A 15,473-nucleotide genomic window follows, 5' to 3' on the forward strand; every position below is an offset into this window, starting at 1 on the left:
TAGGCGTCCGGGGCGTCTCAGCAGGCGTCGGGCGGCTGAGCCATCGGCAGCAGCGTGCGGGAGCGGCCCGGGCGCGGGTAGGCCTCGGCCGCGGCGGCCAGACGGGCGGCGTGTTCGCGCTGCTTCTGCCAGTGGCCGTAGAGAGCGCCGCGCCGCGACAGCCGGTCCACCTCGCGGATCGTCTCCGGGTCGACGTCGCCGGGCGGGGCGTCGCGCCACGGCGTGCCGGGCAGCGGCATGAACGTGTGCGCATGGATTCGGGCGCCGAGATCGGCCAGCTCACGGGCCAGCCCGAGCGAGGCGTCGACATCCGCCCGCCCCTCCCCCGGCATCCCGAAGATCATGTCCACGTTGATCCGGAAGCCCTCTTCGACGCCCAGGCGCACGGCACGGCGTACCTCCTCGGTGTCGTGCCCTCGTTTTGCCGCACCGAGAACCCGGTCCGAACCGGACTGCGCGCCCACGATGATGTTGTTGTTGGCGCAGTATTTCTTGACCAGCCGCAACGCGTCGCGGCTGACGTGCTCGGGGCGGATCTCGCTGGGGAACGAGCCGAAGAACACGCGCCCGTTCGGCCCGATACCCTCCTTGCAGGAGGCGAGCATCTCCTCGACGGCGGCCAGGTCCGGCTCCTCGGTCTGCGTCCCCCAGGAGAGCGCGGTCGGCGTGATGAACCGGACGTCACGCAGCCCACGCTCCCGCATCCGGTCGACGTGCCAGCGGATGCCAGCCAGGCTGCGGTGCCGGAACTTCGCGGAGAACATGAACGGCGTCTGGCAGAACCGGCACGCGTATTGACGTGGGATACCCACATAGAAGCCGGGGCGGCTGACCTGGTGAAACAGAGAGGCCGCCCACCCTGCCCGAGCGGACGACCTCTCCAGATGCCCTGTCTACTGGCGCAGTAGTGGATCCCCCGCCTCCGGTTCCTGTCCCCGCCAGCCCCGCATCCACCCGTTCAGCTCACCGCGACGGTAGAACTCCTGCCGGTCTGCGAGCAGTTGGTTGCCCACCAGGACCGAACCGGCGATCACGGACATGATCAGCAGGGTCGAGCCGACCAGCGCCAGGCGCCACTCGTGGTGGGCGAAGGCCCAGGCACTACTCCCGACCCCGGACAGCGCGGTGACGGCACAGAAGCCGGCCACGCCGCGGATCAGCCATCGAGGGCCGTGGGCCGACTCGGACATCTCGCCTGACGGTTGCAGGGCTCGTAACCGGCGATCCTCGCCGATGTGAATGGTCATGCTTCCCCTCCGTGGCCGCGCTGCTTCCCTCTGCCCTGCTACGCACCCCCCAGGGAAGCTGAAACTGCATTCTTGCTGCTCGGCGACCGTTTGGCTACCGCTCGTAGTGCTGCGGATCATCAATCGCATACCCGGCGGATACCCGCACCCGGAACGGCTGTCGATCGTTACCCGGCCCGCACAGGCCGCGTGAACGCCTGGTTAACGGCCGTCACGATTCGGACATCTCGGAGATCCGTTCGGTGGATTGAATCTTCATAAGTGACTAGTCGTACGGACTCATCACATGATGAGTGCTGTCCTCAGCCGCATACCGACAAGATCACGTGTTGTCGACTGGTCCACTGTGGCTGCCAAGATTCGCCTGATGGGCGCACGCGAGATCGCCGACCGCCTGAATGTCTCTCGGCTACGCGCCCAGCAGATCATTCACAAGCGCGGGTTCCCGGAGCCGTACGCCGTCCTGGCGATGGGAAGCGTGTGGGCGGCCACAGACGTCGAAGAGTGGATCAAGGTTCACCGTCCCCACCTCGCTGAGGAAGCCGGAAAGCCGGAGGCCCCCTGACGCGACGAAGGCAGCCACCCGAACGGGGAGCTGCCTTCACCATTTGCAGATCTTCAGAGATCCGGAGCGTTCAGCCCTGATGCCTTCGGGCCCGGACGACACACCCTCAGTCGTTCGGCGGCCGGTCGTACTCTGCCACCGTGGCGCGAGTCGCCGGAGCCAGATAATCGCACCTCCAGGGGCCGGTATTGACCTCACCGTCTTTGCCGTGCCCGACCCACTTGCCGGCCAGTCGTGCACCGCTCGGATCCGCAACCAGCTGAATGCCGCCGACGTAGCGTTTGCCGCGGTAGTAGCCGGTCTTGTCGGTATCCTCGACCCACGTGCCGGTCAGAATGACACCGTCGACCTGGAGGTCCATCCCCATGGTCGAGCTGGCCGAGTTGGGCAGGCTGCGCACGCTGACGGTGCCGCCGTCCTGCTGAAGTACGACGTAGTGCAACCCGGTGTACGTTTCCGAGCGCGACGACGAGAAGTACTCGTACCGGCTGACCCAGATCCCCGAGTAGTCGCTGGCTGGCGGTCGAGCGGGCACGGAGATGGGCGGGAAGCGAACTTCCAGGTCGTGACCACCGCGGCCGTCCTCGACCACCATGGCATTCTTGTCCGCCGGGAAGCCGAGCTGCTCGACCGGCAGGCCGAGGGCGGACTGGAGCTTCCGGACGTGGGCCGGCTGTGGGCGGCTGGGCTCGTCGTCCTCCCACCGCTGGACCGTCCGCCGAGACACCCCGAGGCGCTCGGCCATCTCTTCCTGAGTGAGGTTGCGAGCCACACGGGCGGCGACCAGAGCAAGGTTCGGCATTGATCGATGGTAGCGCTCATGACGCCCGAATGTCGCCCTGCTTTCGCCGCCCTGACGCCCGAGATGTCGTCGTGGACATAGCGGTTGAGCAGGCTCAATAGAGACATGAACCGCACGCAACCGACACGCCACCTCGGCCGGTCGCCGCCTCAAGTCATTGACCGACCGAGGTGGCGGTACACCGTCTTTCGCTCCAGGCCCAACTCCCGGGCCATGTACGCGATCGGCACGCCATCTCGATCCGGGTCGACAACTGCTGCCAGCGCCTCGCGGTACTCCGCCTCGGCACGTTCAACCTGACGGTGCAGGTCGACCACCCGCTGAATCCGAGCAGCCGCGTCTTCGTCAGGCGGACTGTATCTCGGCTTCGGCACGCGCTGAGAATACCCGTTCGGTGTTCCCAAGTGTCACATCCCTTCAGGTAGGTCGCGTCACGATCTTTAAGTGTGGACATCGTAAACATGCTCCCACTTGACACGCAATCCCCGCGGGGCTAGCTTCGGTCTAAGCGTTCCCAAGTGACACACAAACGCGAAGCGGCCCCCGGCGGTGCTGGAACACCGACCGAGGGCCTGATCAGGACCACTAGGAGGTCCCCGTGCAGCGTACTGCCCCTTTCCCTGACCCCGAGCCGTTGAGCGAGGACGACCTCAAGGCGTGGACGCTCAGCCAGATTCAGGCACCGGCCGTTACGCCGGATGACTACCGCCTGCGGGCGATCCTCAACGACCTCCTGACCGAGTGGGAGGACCAGTCGTGAGCTGGCGACGGAGCAAGACGAACGCGACCGAGATCCGCACCCTGCGCCGGCAGCGCGACCAGCTGCGTCGTGAGCAGGATGCCCGAATCGCCCTGCTGGCGCGCGCCTCGCGGACGGTGACGCCGTGAACTTCCTCCACAAGGTGATGCGGTTCTGCCTGGGCCTGGCGTTCGTCGGGATCTTCGTGGGCGGGACGGCGATGCGCACCGGCAACGTCCCGATGGGCAACGCGTCGCTGGTGATCCTGCTCGGCACGCTCGTCCTCGCCTGCCTGACCGCCGGCGCGTACCGGCTGCTGGAGGTGTTCGGCCGTGGCTGACACCCTGTCCGTCGCCCTGCGCCTGGCCCTGCTCGCCGTGATCGACGTGGCCTCGATCGGCCTCCTGGCCGCGGCCACCTATTACGGCCTGGGGGCGGTGCTGTGAACCTCGCCCTCTGGCTCCTGATCGTCCTCGGCCCGTTCCTGGCCGTCGGCGCCGTCGGGCTGCCCGCGTTCCTGCAGTGGCCGGTCCCCGCTTCGACCCGACCCCGTTCCCCGCGCCCGGTGTTCGCTGGCGCGCCCTACCCGGCCGGAGGTGCCCGGTGGTGATCCGCACGCTCGACAAGAAGCGCCTCGCCGAGGCGGCCGTGTGGCAGCGCAAGGCCGACGACGCGGCACGGCTGCTGAAGACGGAGACCGATGAGCGGCGGCGGTACCTGCTGCAGCTCGGTGTCGACGAGTGGGGCCGCAAGGCCAAGGCCCACCGCGGCCTGTCGCCGTCCGAGGTCCGGGTGGTCACGGTGTCGGCGACTAGTGCCGGGTTCTCCTCGCTGTTCCTGGTCCCGCCGGCGCTGGCCGGATGGGCGGACGTGTCGGCGCCGATGGTGGCCGGTGGGATCGCCTTCCCGGTGGTGGTGTTCTCGCTCGGCTGGACGCTGAAGAACGTCGTGGCCCGCTGGGACGCCCGGCGCGCCGGTCTGGACTCACGGGCGGGTGAGCTGATGGTCCTGGCGGCCGAGCGTCAGGAGCAGGCCAGGGTCCGGGCGGTGTCGCGATGACCAAGCACACCTGTAACGGCGGCCGTGGGCCGGCCTTCGGCAAGAAGACGCCGGGTTGCCCCCGCTGCGACGAACTGCTGGGCGGTGCGGCTCCACGTCAGCTCGGCTGGGTCGAGCGCAAGAGGCGCCGTGAGTCTGACGAGCAGCTCAGCCGGGAGGCGCTCAACGATCACTTCAACAGTGCCGGGCACCGCTCGGGTAGGTGCGGACCGGTCTGCACCTTTGGGGACTGGTGAGCGCGATGACGAACGCTGATCTGCTCGGCTTCTGGGCCGATTACGGCGCGTTGGCGCTGCTCACCGCCGGACTCTGCGGGGTCTCCGCCCTGATCGCGATGGTCGCCTGGGCTCGCCACACGATGCGGCCGCTGCGCCCGATCGCCCTCGCGGTGAGCATGAACCTGGCGCTGCTGCTGAACGCCGAGGGCATGTGGGTCATCGCGACGGCCAAGACCGGGCTGAATCTGCCGCCGCTGTTCGCGGTGCTGGTGTTCGCGGTGTTCGAGATCTGCTTCCTGACCGCGACGAGCCTGGCGGCGGAGCAGTACCGGCGGACCTCGGTCTACCGGCCGGACGGCACGGTCGCCTCCCCCGGCCACCCGGGTCACATGTTGTACGTGGCCGCGCTGATCGCCGTCCTGTCCGGCGTGGTGGTGGCGAGCAATGCGCACTCCCGTACGGAGGTGCTGCTGCGCCTGGCGGTGCCGTGCGTGATCTTCCTGATGTGGTGGGCGGCGCTCACCGCGGCCGGGCAGCGGCACACCCGTTCCCGGTTCGCCTACTCGCCACGCCGGCTGGCCGAGCGGTGGGGCTGGCTGATTCCGGACGAGGACCCGGACCTGATCGCGATGGCGGCGGCCCGGCAGGTTCATCGAATGGTGGTCGCCTATCAGCGGGCCACCGGCAAGGGTCTGCTGGCGCGGTGGGGCAAGTCCCGGCTGCGCAAGGATGCCCGGACGGCGAGCGAGCAGGTCGTCGAGCGGGTGCACGCCCAGCTGTCCCGGATCGACGCGGTCATGAACCTGCTCGGTCCGTCCCCGCTCGGCGCCGACGAGGCCGAGATGGAACAGCGACGAGCGGAAGTCCCTGCTCGGCCTCTCCCCCGGCCTGCTCTTCCGGCGTCGCGTGCGGCGTCGCAACGGGCCGCCCGCCGGCGGTACCGCAGCCTGCGCCGGGCGGTATGTGCGACGCATCCGGTCCGGGTGATCGCCCCTGCTCCGGAGGTCCGGCCCGACCCCCGGTCGACGACCGAGCGGGACACCGTCATCCGGGCGCTGAAGGCGCAGATGCCGTCGCTGAAGCAGACCGAGATCGCGCACCTGGTGGCAACCACAGAACCCACCGTCCGGAGGGCTCTGCGACGAGCTGTCAACGCCGGGCCGACGACCCGAGCCAACGGCAGGAAGCCCGATTTGGCATCGGAAGGGGTGCGGTGATGGCGACGAAGAAGCAGCTCGACAGGGCCCGCGACCGGGTCCAGGCGGCGGGTGACCGGATGGAGTCCGACGCCAGGCTCGGCCAGGACGCGGCCCAAGGACGCGACGAGCACCGGAGTGCGGTGGCTGACTTCCGCAGGCTGCGGGGCTGGCGATGAACGCCGGGCAGGGCTGCCGGGACGGCCGGCGCCGCCCCTACGAGGAACGGCTGGAGCGCAAGGACCGGGCGCGGCATGAGCTGCGCGGCAAGCAGATGAAGGACGCCAAGAACTGGCCGTCAGTGGCCTGACCAGGGAGGAGATTGCGATGAGCAGCTGGGAGAAGCGGCACGACCGCCTACAGCAGGAGTGGTCGGTCAAGAAGCTGCGCGACGAGGGCCGCCGCGACACGGTCATGGGGATCTCGCCGGAGATGGATCAGCGCGTCAAGAACGCCCTGCGGCGGGTGGCGCGCAAGGAGAAGGCCGAGTCCTGACGGCCCCGTGCCCCATCGGCCCAGGTCGGTGCGGGTGCGGAGTCGCCAGGGTGGCGGCAGAGAAGGAGATCCCCGATGGGTTTGTTCGGTAAGCCGACCGCAGCGCAAAAACGCCGGCGGGACGCGGAGTACAACGCCTGGGCGACGGCGACCAACGCCCAGCTCGACGAGGAGTTGCGCGGAATCGAGGACGCTCACGCGAAGTACGACCAGGCGCAGCAGCGCAAGAACAAGCGCTGACGGCTTCCGTGGGCTCCCTGCCCCCGGTGGGGCGCCCGTGGTGGCCGTCAGGGTGACGGCGAGGGGAGGAAAGGCAATGCAGCGAGGTGGAGTGGCGCACGACTACGGCACACCGGAGTGGAACAAGGCGTACGCCCGTTCGGCGAAGGCGATCGAGGACGCTCTGAAGCGGTCCCGGCAGCCGGCCCGCGAGGACGACAAGGGCTCCGACAAGGGCAAGGGGCGCCGCTGACATGGCCAAGACGGTGACGGAGATGGACGACGACGGCCGGATCGTCAGCCACAAGCCGACCCGGCACCAGCGCAAGTCGGCCGAGCGGCTGATCCCGTGGACGGCCGGCCCGCAGACGCGCTGGCAGAAGTTCGTGCGCAAGGCGGTGGGCTGACGTGCGCGATCGGATGGGACGCACGCTCAGCCGCGCCGAGCAGGACGAGATCAAGCGCATGAACAGCGAGAACGCCGCCGAGGCCCAGCGCCGGGCGGCCGACCGGAAGGGGAAGCGGTGATGGCGAAGGACAACAAGGTGGTCACGTACCGCAGCGGCAAGGGCGGCGAGGCGATGACGACAGCGACGAATAGGCAGGTCAAGGAGTTGCGGGACGCCGGCGCGCTGGTCGCCGTGCGGCGGGTTCGGGGGCGTAGCTGATGGGCTTGTTCGGCAGCAAGACGACCACGACCCGCGCTGATGGCGTGACGGTCGCCGAGACGCGCTCGAAGACGAAGGTCACCTATCCCAACGGCGACTTCGAGACCACCGACAAGAAGACGGGCCGTCAGGAGTCCTGGGCGAAGATCCGCCCGGACGGCAAGCGTGAGCGGGACGGCAAGTAACAGCAGCTCAGCGGGCGCGTACGAGATTCCGCCTCGTACGCGCCCCTAACCCCTGCACGAGGGAGAGACCAGCATGACAGACGTTCGGGCCTATGAGCCGGGTGCCGACCCGGACGATGTTCCGCGCCCCGGCGATGCGGAGTCGTACGTCGAAGAGCCGCAGGTGACGGTACGCGTGGAGTCCCGGGCGGAGAAGCCCACCGTCCATGCCACGGTGACCCGGCTGTCCGACGGTGAGCGTCCGCCTCTCATCCCGTCCTGGGTGAAGAACGCGCAGGAACGCAAGGCTGTGTTCGCTCAGGCCTGGGGCTTGTTCTGGTACACCGTCGCCCGTCAGGCGCTGAAGTCGCCGAAGTACCTGATCAAGACAGCGTTCTACGCTCCGTGGGGCGTGTTCCGCCTGGTCGGCCGTCAGGTTCGGTGGATGTGGCATCCCGAGCTCACCGAGCTGGAGCAGGCCGCGGCGCGCAAGACCGACCTGGACCGTGGGCCGCTGATCGCCCGGCAGGTCGGTGAGAAGCGCAAGGCCCGCGTCTGGGTGCTCACCGGTGAGGCGCTCGTGCTGACGGCCGCTGGCGGCGCGTTGTGGTTCCTGGCGCCCGCGTGGGCGTTGTGGCTGACCGCGGTCGTGCTGGTACCGGTGCTCGCCAGGTTCGGCCGACCCGCCGACAAGCCCATCATCGAGCACATCACCCTGGGCCGCCGGTTCACCCGGCTCACCGCGGAGATGGTGCGTGACGCGGTGGTGGCGCTTCGGCTGACCGGTATCAAGGGCCCTGGTGACATCACGTTCCCGCCGCCGGGCATCCATACCGACGGCCCGGGCTGGCTGGCCCGTTTCGAACTACCGCCGGGACTTATCGCCTCGGATGTTCTGGAGAAACGCGATCGACTGTCCGGGGCAATGCGACTGCCCATCGATCAGGTGTGGCCGGAGGTAGGCCCCGATCATCTGGCACAGGTGGACCTGTGGGTCGGTTTCCAACCTGCCTCGAAGATGGGCGATCCGCCGTGGGCGCTGGCTCGTCCGGACGCGCTGACCAGCGTGTTCGATCCGCACCCGTTCGCTACCGACGCCCGTAGGCGTCCCATCAACATCAGCTTGTTCGAGATCAACATCTTGATGGGAGGACAGCCCGGCGCCGGCAAGAGCTATGGGGCCCGGACGTTCGCCACCATCGCCGGCTTGGACCCGACCTGTGAACTGATGATCGCCGAGTTCAAGGGCGTCGGAGACTTCCTGGACATGTCGGAGCTGTGCACCCAGTACGCCTGCGGTGTAGACGACGAGGCGTTCGACATCGGCGAGGCCATCATCGACTGGCTGCTCGCCGAGTGCGAGCGGCGCGGAGCCCGGATCAAGAAGCTGCGTCTGACCGGTGAGGCACCCGAGGGGAAGATCACCCCTGAGCTGGCGGCCCGGAAAGGCTCCGGCCTGCATCCGATCTTCGTGTTGATCGACGAGTTCCATGAGCTGCTGCTCAACCGCAAGGGGGTGGCGGAGAAGGCGGAGCGGGTCCTGCGGCGCGGCCGCGCGCTCGGCATCATCCTGGTGCTGGCCACCCAGATTCCGGACGCCAAGACGATTCCGTCGGGCATCACCAAGTGCGTCTCGGTCCGGGTGTGCATGTCGGTCGCAGACCAGGTCGCCAACGACCAGATCCTCGGTACCGGCGCCTACAAGCGAGGCCACTCGGCCACCATGTACCGGCCGAAGTTCGACGCCGGCTGGGGTGTCATGCAGGGCCTGGAGCGCGACGGCCAGACCGGCAAAACATACTTCCCCGACCCACAGACCCAGGCGGCGATCGTCGAGCGGATGCGCCAGTTGCGCGGAGGTTCGGTCGTCGGGCAGCGGGAGGAGCGCGTCAAGGCCCGCAACATGCTGGCCGACGTGCGCCAGGTGATCCGTCAAGGCGAAGCCGGTGTGCCGTGGGACGTGCTGGCCGAACGGCTCGCAGTCCTGGTTCCGGAGGTTTACGAGGGCGTCACCGGCGACATGGTCCGCGAAGCGATGAAGCGCTACGACGTCTTCACGGAGTCGGTGAAGTGGAAGGTCGACGGCGAGTGGCGAAGCCTCAAGGGCATGCGCCGGGTCTCGCTGGAGCAGGCCGAGACCAAGCACGCACTGGAGGACTGACATGGCGCGGCCCATGCCCCCTTTGCAGGTGCTTGTAGAGGTGTTTTCGGCGGTTGTCAAACGGCCCCGCGCCACGCGCCAAGCAGGGTGTTTCAGCAGCTCAGCGCGTGGCGCGGGGCATGGCGCGGATCCGCGCCAAGATTCCGTGCCGCGCCAAGGAAAGGGGGTGAGATGAGTCAGGGGTGGATGAGCTTCTGGGCCGTTACGGCAGCGATCCTGTGGGCGGCCGGGTACGTGATCGCCTGCCGGGTGTGGCCGTACGCGGCGTGCCGCAAGTGCGAGGGCCGCGGGCAGTTCCGATCGCCGTCGGGGCGGGCGTGGCGGCACTGCCGCCGGTGCCGGGGATCGGGCTCGCGGGTGCGCTACGGCCGGCGGGTCTGGTCGAAGCTGGCGAGGGTGAAGAAGGACGCGATCGGCTGAGAGGAGAAGAGGTGCGTCGCACGGAGAAGTACGGCTGGATTCCCGACGTCGACCTGAACGGCCGCCGGTCGAACGACGACATGGCCCGGGACCGTCAGACAGCGAAGCTCAAAGAGGTCAAGGCGAACGAGAAGAACCCCAAGGGGTCAGGGCGGCACAGCGCGCGCTGAGGAAACGGAGGGCACGGATGGGCGACTGGGAGAAGGTCCAGACGAACGGGGCCGGCGGGAAGGGCTTCATCAAAGAGCGGACGAAGGACGGCGGCGCGATGGTCGTCGGTTCGGACGGTCAGACCCGGCACTACACCAAGGGTCAGGTCGAAAAGTTCCTGAAGCCAGAGAAGGGGTGACATGGTGGCAACCATGGATTCGGACGGGGTAACCCGCTGGGACGTCGAGTGGGAGATTCAGGGCCGCAAGGGCACCCGGTCCGGCAAGCTTCACGAACTGCACGAGCAGGAGGTCGCCGGCGCACGGCACGCGATCAGGCTCCATGCGCGCCGGGGCGACACGGTGAACATCCGGGTGACCTGAGAGGGGGCGTGTTGATGGTGAGAGAACTGCCGGACCGGCCGGCGGACATCCGGCCTCTGGACGTCGACAAGCTGAAGGCCCGCGTCGATGCGCTGCGGGTAACCCGGGAGGCCCGGATCCAGGCGGGCCGCGATCGCAAGAACTGAACCCGGACACAGAGAAAGCCCCCCACCGCCCGGCAAGGGCGGTGGGGGGCTTCTTCCTGCGGGACGGACGCAGGCCTACCGGTCGGCGCCGACTCCGACCGAGACGCCGGTGGTGGATTCAGCCGGGGCGATCCAGATGCCCGCGGCGCCGGCGGCGGTGATGAGCATCAGCAGGATCTCGTCGGTGCCGAGCCCGTCGAGGATGGCGGTGGTGAGCACCTGCAGCACGGCCAGCACGACGGCCACCGCGGTCTTGGCCCAGGCGGCGCCGGGGGCGAGCGGGACGAGCCAGACGCCGACCGCGGTGACGATCGCGATCGCCACGCTGACCCACTCGGCGGGCTCGATGGTCTGGTCGCCGGACAGCGCCTGATAGGCCGCGACGATGCCGGCGGTGAGTATGGCGACGATGGCCTTGCCGTACATGGAGACTCCCGTCCGAACGGATGTTCTAATCGTGGGGTGAGTGGAGTGGAACCGACCGAGCAGGTGAAGGCGTGGGTGCAGGCCATCGCGGACCGCGACCACGGCGGGAACCGGGCCGCGGCGATCGTGGCGATCCTGACGGCCGCGTACGAGTCGGAGCAGGCGCCGGACAACCTCTGGGCGTACCAGGAGGCGCGGATGCGGCACGGGCCACAGGTACGGCCGAGAAAGTAGACGCGCCGGACCGGCAGGGGCGCTCTGCGGGGAGACGGCCGGCCCGGCGCGGGCATGTGGGGGTGAGAGCATGGCCGAATGGACGACCTGCTCGCATTTCTTCAGGCTCGACTGGCGGAGGAGACGCTCGCGGCCGCCGGAGCCTCGTCCGGCCCGTGGAGCGCGTGGCGTGGCCGTCCAGGGCTGGGGCCAGGGTTCGGCGATCTGGCGTTCGGTGTCACCCTCCCCGGCCAGGGCGCCGGGGATGTAGCCGCCATCGCCACCCGATCATGGACCGACGCCGAGCACATTGCCCGCTGGGACCCGGTGCGCGCGCTGGCCCTGACAGCCGTGCTGCGCGAGGCCGTCGACAGCTTCCACGGTGAAGGCCGTGAGGGGTGGATCATTATGGCGCTCGGCGAAGCGCTCTACAGCGGCCATCCTGACTGGCAAGCCGAGTGGTGCCCGTGATCCAGTTCTGTCAGACGGCTTCTGCTGGGATTCAGCGGCCTCGCGCTCCGGGGTCGAGCGGGATGGCCATGCCCACCGCGTCGTTCCACCACCAGTTCCCGTCGTCGACGCGCACGCAGTAGGCGGTCGCGCCGAGGTGGCGCAGCTGTTCGAGTTCGGCGCCGGGCATCCCGATCCGGACCCGGGCCCCGCCTTCGACCGTCAGGATCCAGCCGTACCGGCCACCGGCGTCGGCCTCCGGGTCACGCTGCGGGTCGCCAGCCAGGTGCAGACCACGGTCGGTCGCCTCCTCGACGAACAGCGCCAGGTTGCGGGTGGCCTGCTCTTCGGTGGCGTCGTCGACGGGGCGGGAGCCGGGGTTGACCATGGGGTCAGACTACGACTCGGTGTCCTCCACGTCGGCCTGGTGCGGGCGACGCTCCGAGATCCACTTCTCGACATCCTCGGTGAACCAGATCTTGCCCTGAGCCAGGTCGGCGGCCGGCGTGGGGAAGTCGGCGCGGCTCGTGATCTGGTAGGCGCGCTGGCGGCTGACTCCGCCGAGGCGGACGCGGATCTCGTGGGCGCCCATGAGGCGGACTGGCTTAGGCATGCCCGTGACTATAGCGGTCCGACAAGCCGCGATCGCGTTCGACGGCGCCACTCCGCTTCCACCGCCCCGCAGTCGCAGAGCAAGGCGCCAAACGTTTGGATGTATGAGCATCGACGGTCGGTGTGCACAACACCCTTATCGGCGATGTACCAGGCAGTAGGGAAATCGAGGAAGTCGAGATCCCAGCTCGGCTGGTTCCGTTCGGCGTCGACACATGTGGCAGCCATCAACGCTCCTAGTCCAGCTCGAACAGCGCGCTGCGCACGCCGGGGTACGCCTTGTTGGCATGGGTCTGCTGCTGGATCTGGAAGTCGATCGGCAGGCCGGTCATCTCCTTGCCCAGCGCCGCGAACGCCAGTGTGACTGCGGCGAGCTTGCGGTTGGTGCAGCTGCTGAGGTTGTCGCCGAACCGCTCAGCGAACTCGTCGTCGGGCAAGATCAGGCGGACGTCGACGTCGCGCCAGTCCTTGCGATCGAGCGACGTCGACGTGGTACGGCACGTGGCCGAAGTAATCGCGGATGATCGTGCCGAACTTGCCCAGCCAGATCCCGGCAGGCATTCCGGTGCTCATCGACGCCGAGCCGCTTTGCGGCCAGCCTTGACCTTCGCGCGATCCCGTTTGGGGTGGCCAACCTTCGGCGCCGCCGGTCCGGCGTGCATCGGTCCGATAAACCATCCGAACGCCATGGCGTCCTCCTCTTTGCGAGTTACGTGACCAGCCCGTCGGGCCAGGCCGGGGGCGGTGGTGGGGAGCCGTCCGCGATGTGGCGGCGCAGCTGGCCGATGTAGTCGCCCTGGATGCGCTGAGTTCGCCGCACGTCGGCGAGTTCCTTGCGGAGGCTGGCGATCTCCTCCTGGTGCTCGTTGAGCAGGGCCAGACCGGTGTCGGCCTTGAGCTTCCGGTTGCTCGCCCGGTAGGTGAAGAACGCCGCGCCCAGCACGCCCGTCAAGGTCAGGATCGGCCCCAGGTACGTCAGGAGCGGGTCCACGCCCACCTCCGCCCTGCTGGCCGCGTCGGGGCGGCAGGAATGCCACCAGCAATGAGGAAGACGAACGCCGCGAACCCGAGCCAGATCACCGCGGAGACGTACCCGCGGTCCACCTGGCCGGCCAGCCAGCCGAAGAGGCTGAGCATCCCCCACGCCACCTTGAGGGCGACGGCCGCCATGAACGCCATGGTGTCGTAGGTGCGGAAGGCGTACACCAGGCACACCAGGCCCACGCCGCCCCAGCCGACCGCCCACACGCCTAGCGGGGCGATCTCGGCCATCCAGGCGTAGAACGGCACCAGCGGCTCAGGGGCGGTCAGCAGGCCGATGCAGTAGACGGTGTCGAGCAGGGTGAAGAACAGCAGCGCGGCACCGCGCCTTCCGATTCGGGAGGCGAGCCGCTCAGTCACGACGCCAGCCGGGCCGCGAGCTCGTTGGCGACCTGCTCGGCCAGCTCGGCCGGGATGGCCGCGGCGATGGCCGCCGGGTCGAGGCCAGCCAGCACGCCGGTGACGATCTGCTGCTCGTCGACCAGGTCGCCGGACACCTTCGCCAGGATCGCGGCGAGTCCGGCCTCGACTCGGGCGAGCGCCTGGGCGTTGGACCGACCCAGCTCGGACGAGTCCTTGAGGAAGCTGCCCGGCGTCCAGTGCGTGTTTGTGGCGGCCGAGGCCGCGTTGGCCGGGGCCGGGATGATGCCGTCGGTCGTCCAGATGTCGGCGACGTCTGCGGGGGTCACGGGAGCCTCCAGGAGTCCGATCTCGGTCAGGTATCGGCGGAACAGGCCGGTCTTGTCGCGGCTTTCGGAGTCGCGGAAGTAGCTGATGTGGGTGTGGAAGGTGTGCGACGAGTCGCCCGACGACCGGATGCCGAGCCGGTCCCAGCGCTTCACCGTGCTGCCGTCGGGGCTGTAGATGACCTCGCGGATGTCCCGGGTGTCGGCGGTGTTCGCCTTGCACTGGGCGACCAGCCAGACCGAGAACGTGCGCAGATCGTGCCGCTTGCCGCCGATCGCGACGGCGAAGGTGCCGATGTCGAGGGCGCTGGCGGCGTTGCTCAGGCCGTTGCGGTCCCGGCTTGACTCGTCGACCGAGTACCGGTCGCGGCCGTTGCGGTCCCGGATCTGCCCCTTGCCCAGGTGGTAGGAGTCGCCGCCGTCCGCGTGTGCGGTGTCGCCGACGATGCCGACCTCGAGGGAGGTGAGGCCGGGCAGGTGTGCGAGCAGGAGGCGCCGGGCGGCCTGCAGCGAATCCGGGGCGTAGGTGGCGGCCATCAGTCCTCCACCAGCAGCGGCCGGGCCAGGTGCACCACGGTGACCGGGGTGGCGCCAGGGTAGTCGGGGCTCATGACGAAACCGGCCGGGGCGAAGCCGTTACCGTCAGGCTCGTCGCTCCACAGGGCGCCCTGGGCGACCGTCACGCCGTCCACCGCGTCGTCGGCGTCATCCTCGGACAGGCCGCGCACGGTGATCAGCCACGTCCGGGCCGTGTTGCGGGCGGCCGACTTGGACATGTGGCCGGCCAGCACCAGGCCCTCTTCGAGAGGTAGCGGGAAGGTGGTCATGGCGCTCCTCAGTAGTAGCGGCCGCAGATCATGAGCTTGTCGCCGGTGGCCCAGGTGAACGGGGTGCCGCTGGCGACGCCGATGTTGCCGCCGGCGCCGACGGCGACGGAGAAGATTCCCGAGCCGGTGAACCAGGCGCTACCGCCGAAACGCTGCGACGCCGAGGTGTCCTCGCAGACTGCGGCCGCCACGCCTTCGAGCGTTGGCCCCGTTGGCAGGGTGAACTGCCAACGGCCGGTGCCGCCGGTCGTGGTCGAACCGATCGTGAAGTTGATCTGGAACTGCGTCCAGCCGCCGACGCGCCCGTACCGCCCGGTCAGGGTGCCGTTGCCCACCGCCCCACCGGACGTCGACGCGGAGAACACCGGGGCGTACGACTGGGTCATGCTGTCCAGCAGCGGCAGCCACGACCCGTTGTAGATCATCAGCGCGTCAGTGTCGGTCTCATAGATGACCATGCCCTCGGTCGGCGAGGCCGGCCGAGTGCTCGATGTGCAGACGATGATCGTCTGCTTCATCAGGTACGCATTGAGGTCCGCCGAGGTGAGCAGCTCGTTGGTGGTCCAGAGCTTGTAGCCCATGATCT

36 protein-coding genes are annotated in these 15,473 nt (G+C 68.7%); 23 read left to right on the forward strand and 13 right to left on the reverse strand.

Annotated features, from left to right (window positions below; genetic code table 11):
* Positions 1-17 precede the first annotated feature (17 nt).
* Positions 18-812: a TIGR04013 family B12-binding domain/radical SAM domain-containing protein gene (locus tag Q0Z83_RS29445; protein WP_317786476.1), complete on the reverse strand. Its 795-nt coding sequence runs from the start codon at positions 810-812 to the stop codon at positions 18-20.
* An 81-nt stretch (positions 813-893) separates the two neighbouring features.
* Complete coding sequence (locus tag Q0Z83_RS29450; protein WP_317786477.1) at positions 894-1,247, reverse strand: hypothetical protein; 354 nt, start codon at positions 1,245-1,247, stop codon at positions 894-896.
* Between the two features lie 367 nt (positions 1,248-1,614).
* Here Q0Z83_RS29450 and Q0Z83_RS29455 point away from each other — a divergent pair, with 367 nt between their 5' ends.
* Entirely contained in the window at positions 1,615-1,812 is a 198-nt protein-coding gene (locus Q0Z83_RS29455; protein WP_317786478.1) for a DNA-binding protein, read from the forward strand.
* 106 nt (positions 1,813-1,918) lie between these two features.
* Here the strand turns inward: Q0Z83_RS29455 and Q0Z83_RS29460 are convergent, their stop codons facing one another.
* Positions 1,919-2,614, reverse strand: coding sequence for a helix-turn-helix transcriptional regulator (locus Q0Z83_RS29460; protein WP_317786479.1), 696 nt, complete (start codon positions 2,612-2,614; stop codon positions 1,919-1,921).
* A 149-nt stretch (positions 2,615-2,763) separates the two neighbouring features.
* On the reverse strand, positions 2,764-2,931 hold the full coding sequence (locus tag Q0Z83_RS29465) for a hypothetical protein (protein ID WP_317786480.1): 168 nt from the start codon (positions 2,929-2,931) through the stop codon (positions 2,764-2,766).
* Positions 2,932-3,212: 281 nt separating this feature from the next.
* Here Q0Z83_RS29465 and Q0Z83_RS29470 point away from each other — a divergent pair, with 281 nt between their 5' ends.
* From Q0Z83_RS29470 to Q0Z83_RS29565, 20 genes are all read left to right on the forward strand, one after another.
* Complete coding sequence (locus Q0Z83_RS29470) at positions 3,213-3,374, forward strand: hypothetical protein (RefSeq protein WP_317786481.1); 162 nt, start codon at positions 3,213-3,215, stop codon at positions 3,372-3,374.
* Positions 3,371-3,502, forward strand: a complete 132-nt coding sequence (locus tag Q0Z83_RS29475) for a hypothetical protein (RefSeq protein ID WP_317786482.1) — start codon at positions 3,371-3,373, stop codon at positions 3,500-3,502. Before Q0Z83_RS29470 ends, Q0Z83_RS29475 begins: the two co-directional genes overlap by 4 nt.
* Complete coding sequence (locus Q0Z83_RS29480) at positions 3,499-3,693, forward strand: hypothetical protein (RefSeq protein WP_317786483.1); 195 nt, start codon at positions 3,499-3,501, stop codon at positions 3,691-3,693. The genes Q0Z83_RS29475 and Q0Z83_RS29480 overlap by 4 nt, the downstream gene beginning before the upstream one ends.
* A gap of 102 nt (positions 3,694-3,795) precedes the next feature.
* Positions 3,796-3,963 (forward strand): hypothetical protein, encoded by a 168-nt coding sequence (locus Q0Z83_RS29485; protein WP_317786484.1) that lies wholly within the window; start codon positions 3,796-3,798, stop codon positions 3,961-3,963.
* A complete protein-coding gene (locus Q0Z83_RS29490; RefSeq protein WP_317786485.1) occupies positions 3,960-4,412 on the forward strand; it encodes a hypothetical protein in 453 nt (150 codons plus the stop codon). Before Q0Z83_RS29485 ends, Q0Z83_RS29490 begins: the two co-directional genes overlap by 4 nt.
* On the forward strand, positions 4,409-4,648 hold the full coding sequence (locus Q0Z83_RS29495; protein ID WP_317786486.1) for a hypothetical protein: 240 nt from the start codon (positions 4,409-4,411) through the stop codon (positions 4,646-4,648). The genes Q0Z83_RS29490 and Q0Z83_RS29495 overlap by 4 nt, the downstream gene beginning before the upstream one ends.
* A gap of 5 nt (positions 4,649-4,653) precedes the next feature.
* Complete coding sequence (locus tag Q0Z83_RS29500; protein ID WP_317786487.1) at positions 4,654-5,847, forward strand: hypothetical protein; 1,194 nt, start codon at positions 4,654-4,656, stop codon at positions 5,845-5,847.
* A complete protein-coding gene (locus tag Q0Z83_RS29505) occupies positions 5,847-6,005 on the forward strand; it encodes a hypothetical protein (RefSeq protein ID WP_317786488.1) in 159 nt (52 codons plus the stop codon). The genes Q0Z83_RS29500 and Q0Z83_RS29505 overlap by 1 nt, the downstream gene beginning before the upstream one ends.
* Positions 6,002-6,136 (forward strand): hypothetical protein, encoded by a 135-nt coding sequence (locus Q0Z83_RS29510; protein WP_317786489.1) that lies wholly within the window; start codon positions 6,002-6,004, stop codon positions 6,134-6,136. Before Q0Z83_RS29505 ends, Q0Z83_RS29510 begins: the two co-directional genes overlap by 4 nt.
* Positions 6,137-6,153: 17 nt before the next feature.
* Positions 6,154-6,321, forward strand: a complete 168-nt coding sequence (locus tag Q0Z83_RS29515; RefSeq protein WP_317786490.1) for a hypothetical protein — start codon at positions 6,154-6,156, stop codon at positions 6,319-6,321.
* A gap of 75 nt (positions 6,322-6,396) precedes the next feature.
* The gene (locus Q0Z83_RS29520) at positions 6,397-6,561 is read left to right on the forward strand and encodes a hypothetical protein (protein WP_317786491.1); all 165 of its coding nucleotides are present in this window, start codon (positions 6,397-6,399) and stop codon (positions 6,559-6,561) included.
* A 76-nt stretch (positions 6,562-6,637) separates the two neighbouring features.
* Positions 6,638-6,793 (forward strand): hypothetical protein, encoded by a 156-nt coding sequence (locus Q0Z83_RS29525; RefSeq protein WP_317786492.1) that lies wholly within the window; start codon positions 6,638-6,640, stop codon positions 6,791-6,793.
* A 1-nt stretch (position 6,794) separates the two neighbouring features.
* Positions 6,795-6,947, forward strand: coding sequence for a hypothetical protein (locus Q0Z83_RS29530; protein ID WP_317786493.1), 153 nt, complete (start codon positions 6,795-6,797; stop codon positions 6,945-6,947).
* A gap of 120 nt (positions 6,948-7,067) precedes the next feature.
* Positions 7,068-7,208: a hypothetical protein gene (locus Q0Z83_RS29535; RefSeq protein WP_317786494.1), complete on the forward strand. Its 141-nt coding sequence runs from the start codon at positions 7,068-7,070 to the stop codon at positions 7,206-7,208.
* Positions 7,208-7,393, forward strand: a complete 186-nt coding sequence (locus tag Q0Z83_RS29540) for a hypothetical protein (protein WP_317786495.1) — start codon at positions 7,208-7,210, stop codon at positions 7,391-7,393. Before Q0Z83_RS29535 ends, Q0Z83_RS29540 begins: the two co-directional genes overlap by 1 nt.
* Before the next feature lie 73 nt (positions 7,394-7,466).
* Positions 7,467-9,533: an FtsK/SpoIIIE domain-containing protein gene (locus tag Q0Z83_RS29545; protein WP_317786496.1), complete on the forward strand. Its 2,067-nt coding sequence runs from the start codon at positions 7,467-7,469 to the stop codon at positions 9,531-9,533.
* Positions 9,534-9,715: 182 nt separating this feature from the next.
* Positions 9,716-10,123 (forward strand): hypothetical protein, encoded by a 408-nt coding sequence (locus Q0Z83_RS29550; protein ID WP_317786497.1) that lies wholly within the window; start codon positions 9,716-9,718, stop codon positions 10,121-10,123.
* Positions 10,124-10,140: 17 nt separating this feature from the next.
* Entirely contained in the window at positions 10,141-10,302 is a 162-nt protein-coding gene (locus Q0Z83_RS29555) for a hypothetical protein (RefSeq protein ID WP_317786498.1), read from the forward strand.
* A gap of 1 nt (position 10,303) precedes the next feature.
* Positions 10,304-10,486: a hypothetical protein gene (locus Q0Z83_RS29560; RefSeq protein ID WP_317786499.1), complete on the forward strand. Its 183-nt coding sequence runs from the start codon at positions 10,304-10,306 to the stop codon at positions 10,484-10,486.
* A 14-nt stretch (positions 10,487-10,500) separates the two neighbouring features.
* The gene (locus Q0Z83_RS29565; RefSeq protein ID WP_317786500.1) at positions 10,501-10,632 is read left to right on the forward strand and encodes a hypothetical protein; all 132 of its coding nucleotides are present in this window, start codon (positions 10,501-10,503) and stop codon (positions 10,630-10,632) included.
* 75 nt (positions 10,633-10,707) lie between these two features.
* On the opposite strand, the gene Q0Z83_RS29570 is transcribed toward Q0Z83_RS29565, so the two are convergent.
* A complete protein-coding gene (locus tag Q0Z83_RS29570) occupies positions 10,708-11,058 on the reverse strand; it encodes a hypothetical protein (RefSeq protein ID WP_317786501.1) in 351 nt (116 codons plus the stop codon).
* 36 nt (positions 11,059-11,094) lie between these two features.
* Between Q0Z83_RS29570 and Q0Z83_RS29575 the strand changes: the two genes are divergently transcribed.
* Both Q0Z83_RS29575 and Q0Z83_RS29580 read left to right on the forward strand, forming a co-directional pair.
* A complete protein-coding gene (locus tag Q0Z83_RS29575; RefSeq protein WP_317786502.1) occupies positions 11,095-11,292 on the forward strand; it encodes a hypothetical protein in 198 nt (65 codons plus the stop codon).
* A gap of 78 nt (positions 11,293-11,370) precedes the next feature.
* The gene (locus Q0Z83_RS29580; RefSeq protein WP_317786503.1) at positions 11,371-11,742 is read left to right on the forward strand and encodes a DUF6221 family protein; all 372 of its coding nucleotides are present in this window, start codon (positions 11,371-11,373) and stop codon (positions 11,740-11,742) included.
* 31 nt (positions 11,743-11,773) lie between these two features.
* On the opposite strand, the gene Q0Z83_RS29585 is transcribed toward Q0Z83_RS29580, so the two are convergent.
* From Q0Z83_RS29585 to Q0Z83_RS29620, 8 genes are all read right to left on the reverse strand, one after another.
* A complete protein-coding gene (locus Q0Z83_RS29585) occupies positions 11,774-12,109 on the reverse strand; it encodes a hypothetical protein (protein ID WP_317786504.1) in 336 nt (111 codons plus the stop codon).
* A gap of 9 nt (positions 12,110-12,118) precedes the next feature.
* Positions 12,119-12,334, reverse strand: a complete 216-nt coding sequence (locus tag Q0Z83_RS29590) for a DNA-binding protein (protein ID WP_317786505.1) — start codon at positions 12,332-12,334, stop codon at positions 12,119-12,121.
* A gap of 235 nt (positions 12,335-12,569) precedes the next feature.
* Positions 12,570-12,770: a hypothetical protein gene (locus tag Q0Z83_RS29595; RefSeq protein ID WP_317786506.1), complete on the reverse strand. Its 201-nt coding sequence runs from the start codon at positions 12,768-12,770 to the stop codon at positions 12,570-12,572.
* 272 nt (positions 12,771-13,042) lie between these two features.
* Positions 13,043-13,324: a hypothetical protein gene (locus Q0Z83_RS29600; protein ID WP_317786507.1), complete on the reverse strand. Its 282-nt coding sequence runs from the start codon at positions 13,322-13,324 to the stop codon at positions 13,043-13,045.
* Positions 13,309-13,734, reverse strand: a complete 426-nt coding sequence (locus tag Q0Z83_RS29605) for a hypothetical protein (protein WP_317786508.1) — start codon at positions 13,732-13,734, stop codon at positions 13,309-13,311. Before Q0Z83_RS29605 ends, Q0Z83_RS29600 begins: the two co-directional genes overlap by 16 nt.
* The gene (locus tag Q0Z83_RS29610; protein ID WP_317786509.1) at positions 13,731-14,597 is read right to left on the reverse strand and encodes a hypothetical protein; all 867 of its coding nucleotides are present in this window, start codon (positions 14,595-14,597) and stop codon (positions 13,731-13,733) included. The genes Q0Z83_RS29605 and Q0Z83_RS29610 overlap by 4 nt, the downstream gene beginning before the upstream one ends.
* On the reverse strand, positions 14,597-14,887 hold the full coding sequence (locus tag Q0Z83_RS29615; RefSeq protein WP_317786510.1) for a hypothetical protein: 291 nt from the start codon (positions 14,885-14,887) through the stop codon (positions 14,597-14,599). Before Q0Z83_RS29615 ends, Q0Z83_RS29610 begins: the two co-directional genes overlap by 1 nt.
* An 8-nt stretch (positions 14,888-14,895) precedes the next feature.
* A complete protein-coding gene (locus tag Q0Z83_RS29620) occupies positions 14,896-15,468 on the reverse strand; it encodes a hypothetical protein (RefSeq protein ID WP_317786511.1) in 573 nt (190 codons plus the stop codon).
* Between the last annotated feature and the right edge of the window lie 5 nt (positions 15,469-15,473).

Source organism: Actinoplanes sichuanensis, assembly GCF_033097365.1.
GTDB classification, from domain to species: domain Bacteria; phylum Actinomycetota; class Actinomycetes; order Mycobacteriales; family Micromonosporaceae; genus Actinoplanes; species Actinoplanes sichuanensis.

Bases quoted from the DNA above. Each gene is read 5' to 3' on its own strand.
- Q0Z83_RS29540 (WP_317786495.1), top strand. From the start codon at position 7,208: ATGGGCTTGTTCGGCAGCAAGACGACCACGACCCGCGCTGATGGCGTG.
- Q0Z83_RS29585 (WP_317786504.1), bottom strand. From the start codon at position 12,109: ATGGTCAACCCCGGCTCCCGCCCCGTCGACGACGCCACCGAAGAGCAG.
- Q0Z83_RS29450 (WP_317786477.1), bottom strand. From the start codon at position 1,247: ATGACCATTCACATCGGCGAGGATCGCCGGTTACGAGCCCTGCAACCG.
- Q0Z83_RS29510 (WP_317786489.1), top strand. From the start codon at position 6,002: ATGAACGCCGGGCAGGGCTGCCGGGACGGCCGGCGCCGCCCCTACGAG.
- Q0Z83_RS29530 (WP_317786493.1), top strand. From the start codon at position 6,795: ATGGCCAAGACGGTGACGGAGATGGACGACGACGGCCGGATCGTCAGC.
- Q0Z83_RS29545 (WP_317786496.1), top strand. From the start codon at position 7,467: ATGACAGACGTTCGGGCCTATGAGCCGGGTGCCGACCCGGACGATGTT.
- Q0Z83_RS29555 (WP_317786498.1), top strand. From the start codon at position 10,141: ATGGGCGACTGGGAGAAGGTCCAGACGAACGGGGCCGGCGGGAAGGGC.
- Q0Z83_RS29515 (WP_317786490.1), top strand. From the start codon at position 6,154: ATGAGCAGCTGGGAGAAGCGGCACGACCGCCTACAGCAGGAGTGGTCG.
- Q0Z83_RS29535 (WP_317786494.1), top strand. From the start codon at position 7,068: ATGGCGAAGGACAACAAGGTGGTCACGTACCGCAGCGGCAAGGGCGGC.
- Q0Z83_RS29500 (WP_317786487.1), top strand. From the start codon at position 4,654: ATGACGAACGCTGATCTGCTCGGCTTCTGGGCCGATTACGGCGCGTTG.
- Q0Z83_RS29525 (WP_317786492.1), top strand. From the start codon at position 6,638: ATGCAGCGAGGTGGAGTGGCGCACGACTACGGCACACCGGAGTGGAAC.
- Q0Z83_RS29570 (WP_317786501.1), bottom strand. From the start codon at position 11,058: ATGTACGGCAAGGCCATCGTCGCCATACTCACCGCCGGCATCGTCGCG.
- Q0Z83_RS29580 (WP_317786503.1), top strand. From the start codon at position 11,371: ATGGACGACCTGCTCGCATTTCTTCAGGCTCGACTGGCGGAGGAGACG.
- Q0Z83_RS29520 (WP_317786491.1), top strand. From the start codon at position 6,397: ATGGGTTTGTTCGGTAAGCCGACCGCAGCGCAAAAACGCCGGCGGGAC.
- Q0Z83_RS29455 (WP_317786478.1), top strand. From the start codon at position 1,615: ATGGGCGCACGCGAGATCGCCGACCGCCTGAATGTCTCTCGGCTACGC.
- Q0Z83_RS29495 (WP_317786486.1), top strand. From the start codon at position 4,409: ATGACCAAGCACACCTGTAACGGCGGCCGTGGGCCGGCCTTCGGCAAG.
- Q0Z83_RS29460 (WP_317786479.1), bottom strand. From the start codon at position 2,614: ATGCCGAACCTTGCTCTGGTCGCCGCCCGTGTGGCTCGCAACCTCACT.
- Q0Z83_RS29565 (WP_317786500.1), top strand. From the start codon at position 10,501: ATGGTGAGAGAACTGCCGGACCGGCCGGCGGACATCCGGCCTCTGGAC.
- Q0Z83_RS29615 (WP_317786510.1), bottom strand. From the start codon at position 14,887: ATGACCACCTTCCCGCTACCTCTCGAAGAGGGCCTGGTGCTGGCCGGC.
- Q0Z83_RS29610 (WP_317786509.1), bottom strand. From the start codon at position 14,597: ATGGCCGCCACCTACGCCCCGGATTCGCTGCAGGCCGCCCGGCGCCTC.
- Q0Z83_RS29505 (WP_317786488.1), top strand. From the start codon at position 5,847: ATGGCGACGAAGAAGCAGCTCGACAGGGCCCGCGACCGGGTCCAGGCG.
- Q0Z83_RS29590 (WP_317786505.1), bottom strand. From the start codon at position 12,334: ATGCCTAAGCCAGTCCGCCTCATGGGCGCCCACGAGATCCGCGTCCGC.
- Q0Z83_RS29620 (WP_317786511.1), bottom strand. From the start codon at position 15,468: ATGGGCTACAAGCTCTGGACCACCAACGAGCTGCTCACCTCGGCGGAC.
- Q0Z83_RS29560 (WP_317786499.1), top strand. From the start codon at position 10,304: ATGGTGGCAACCATGGATTCGGACGGGGTAACCCGCTGGGACGTCGAG.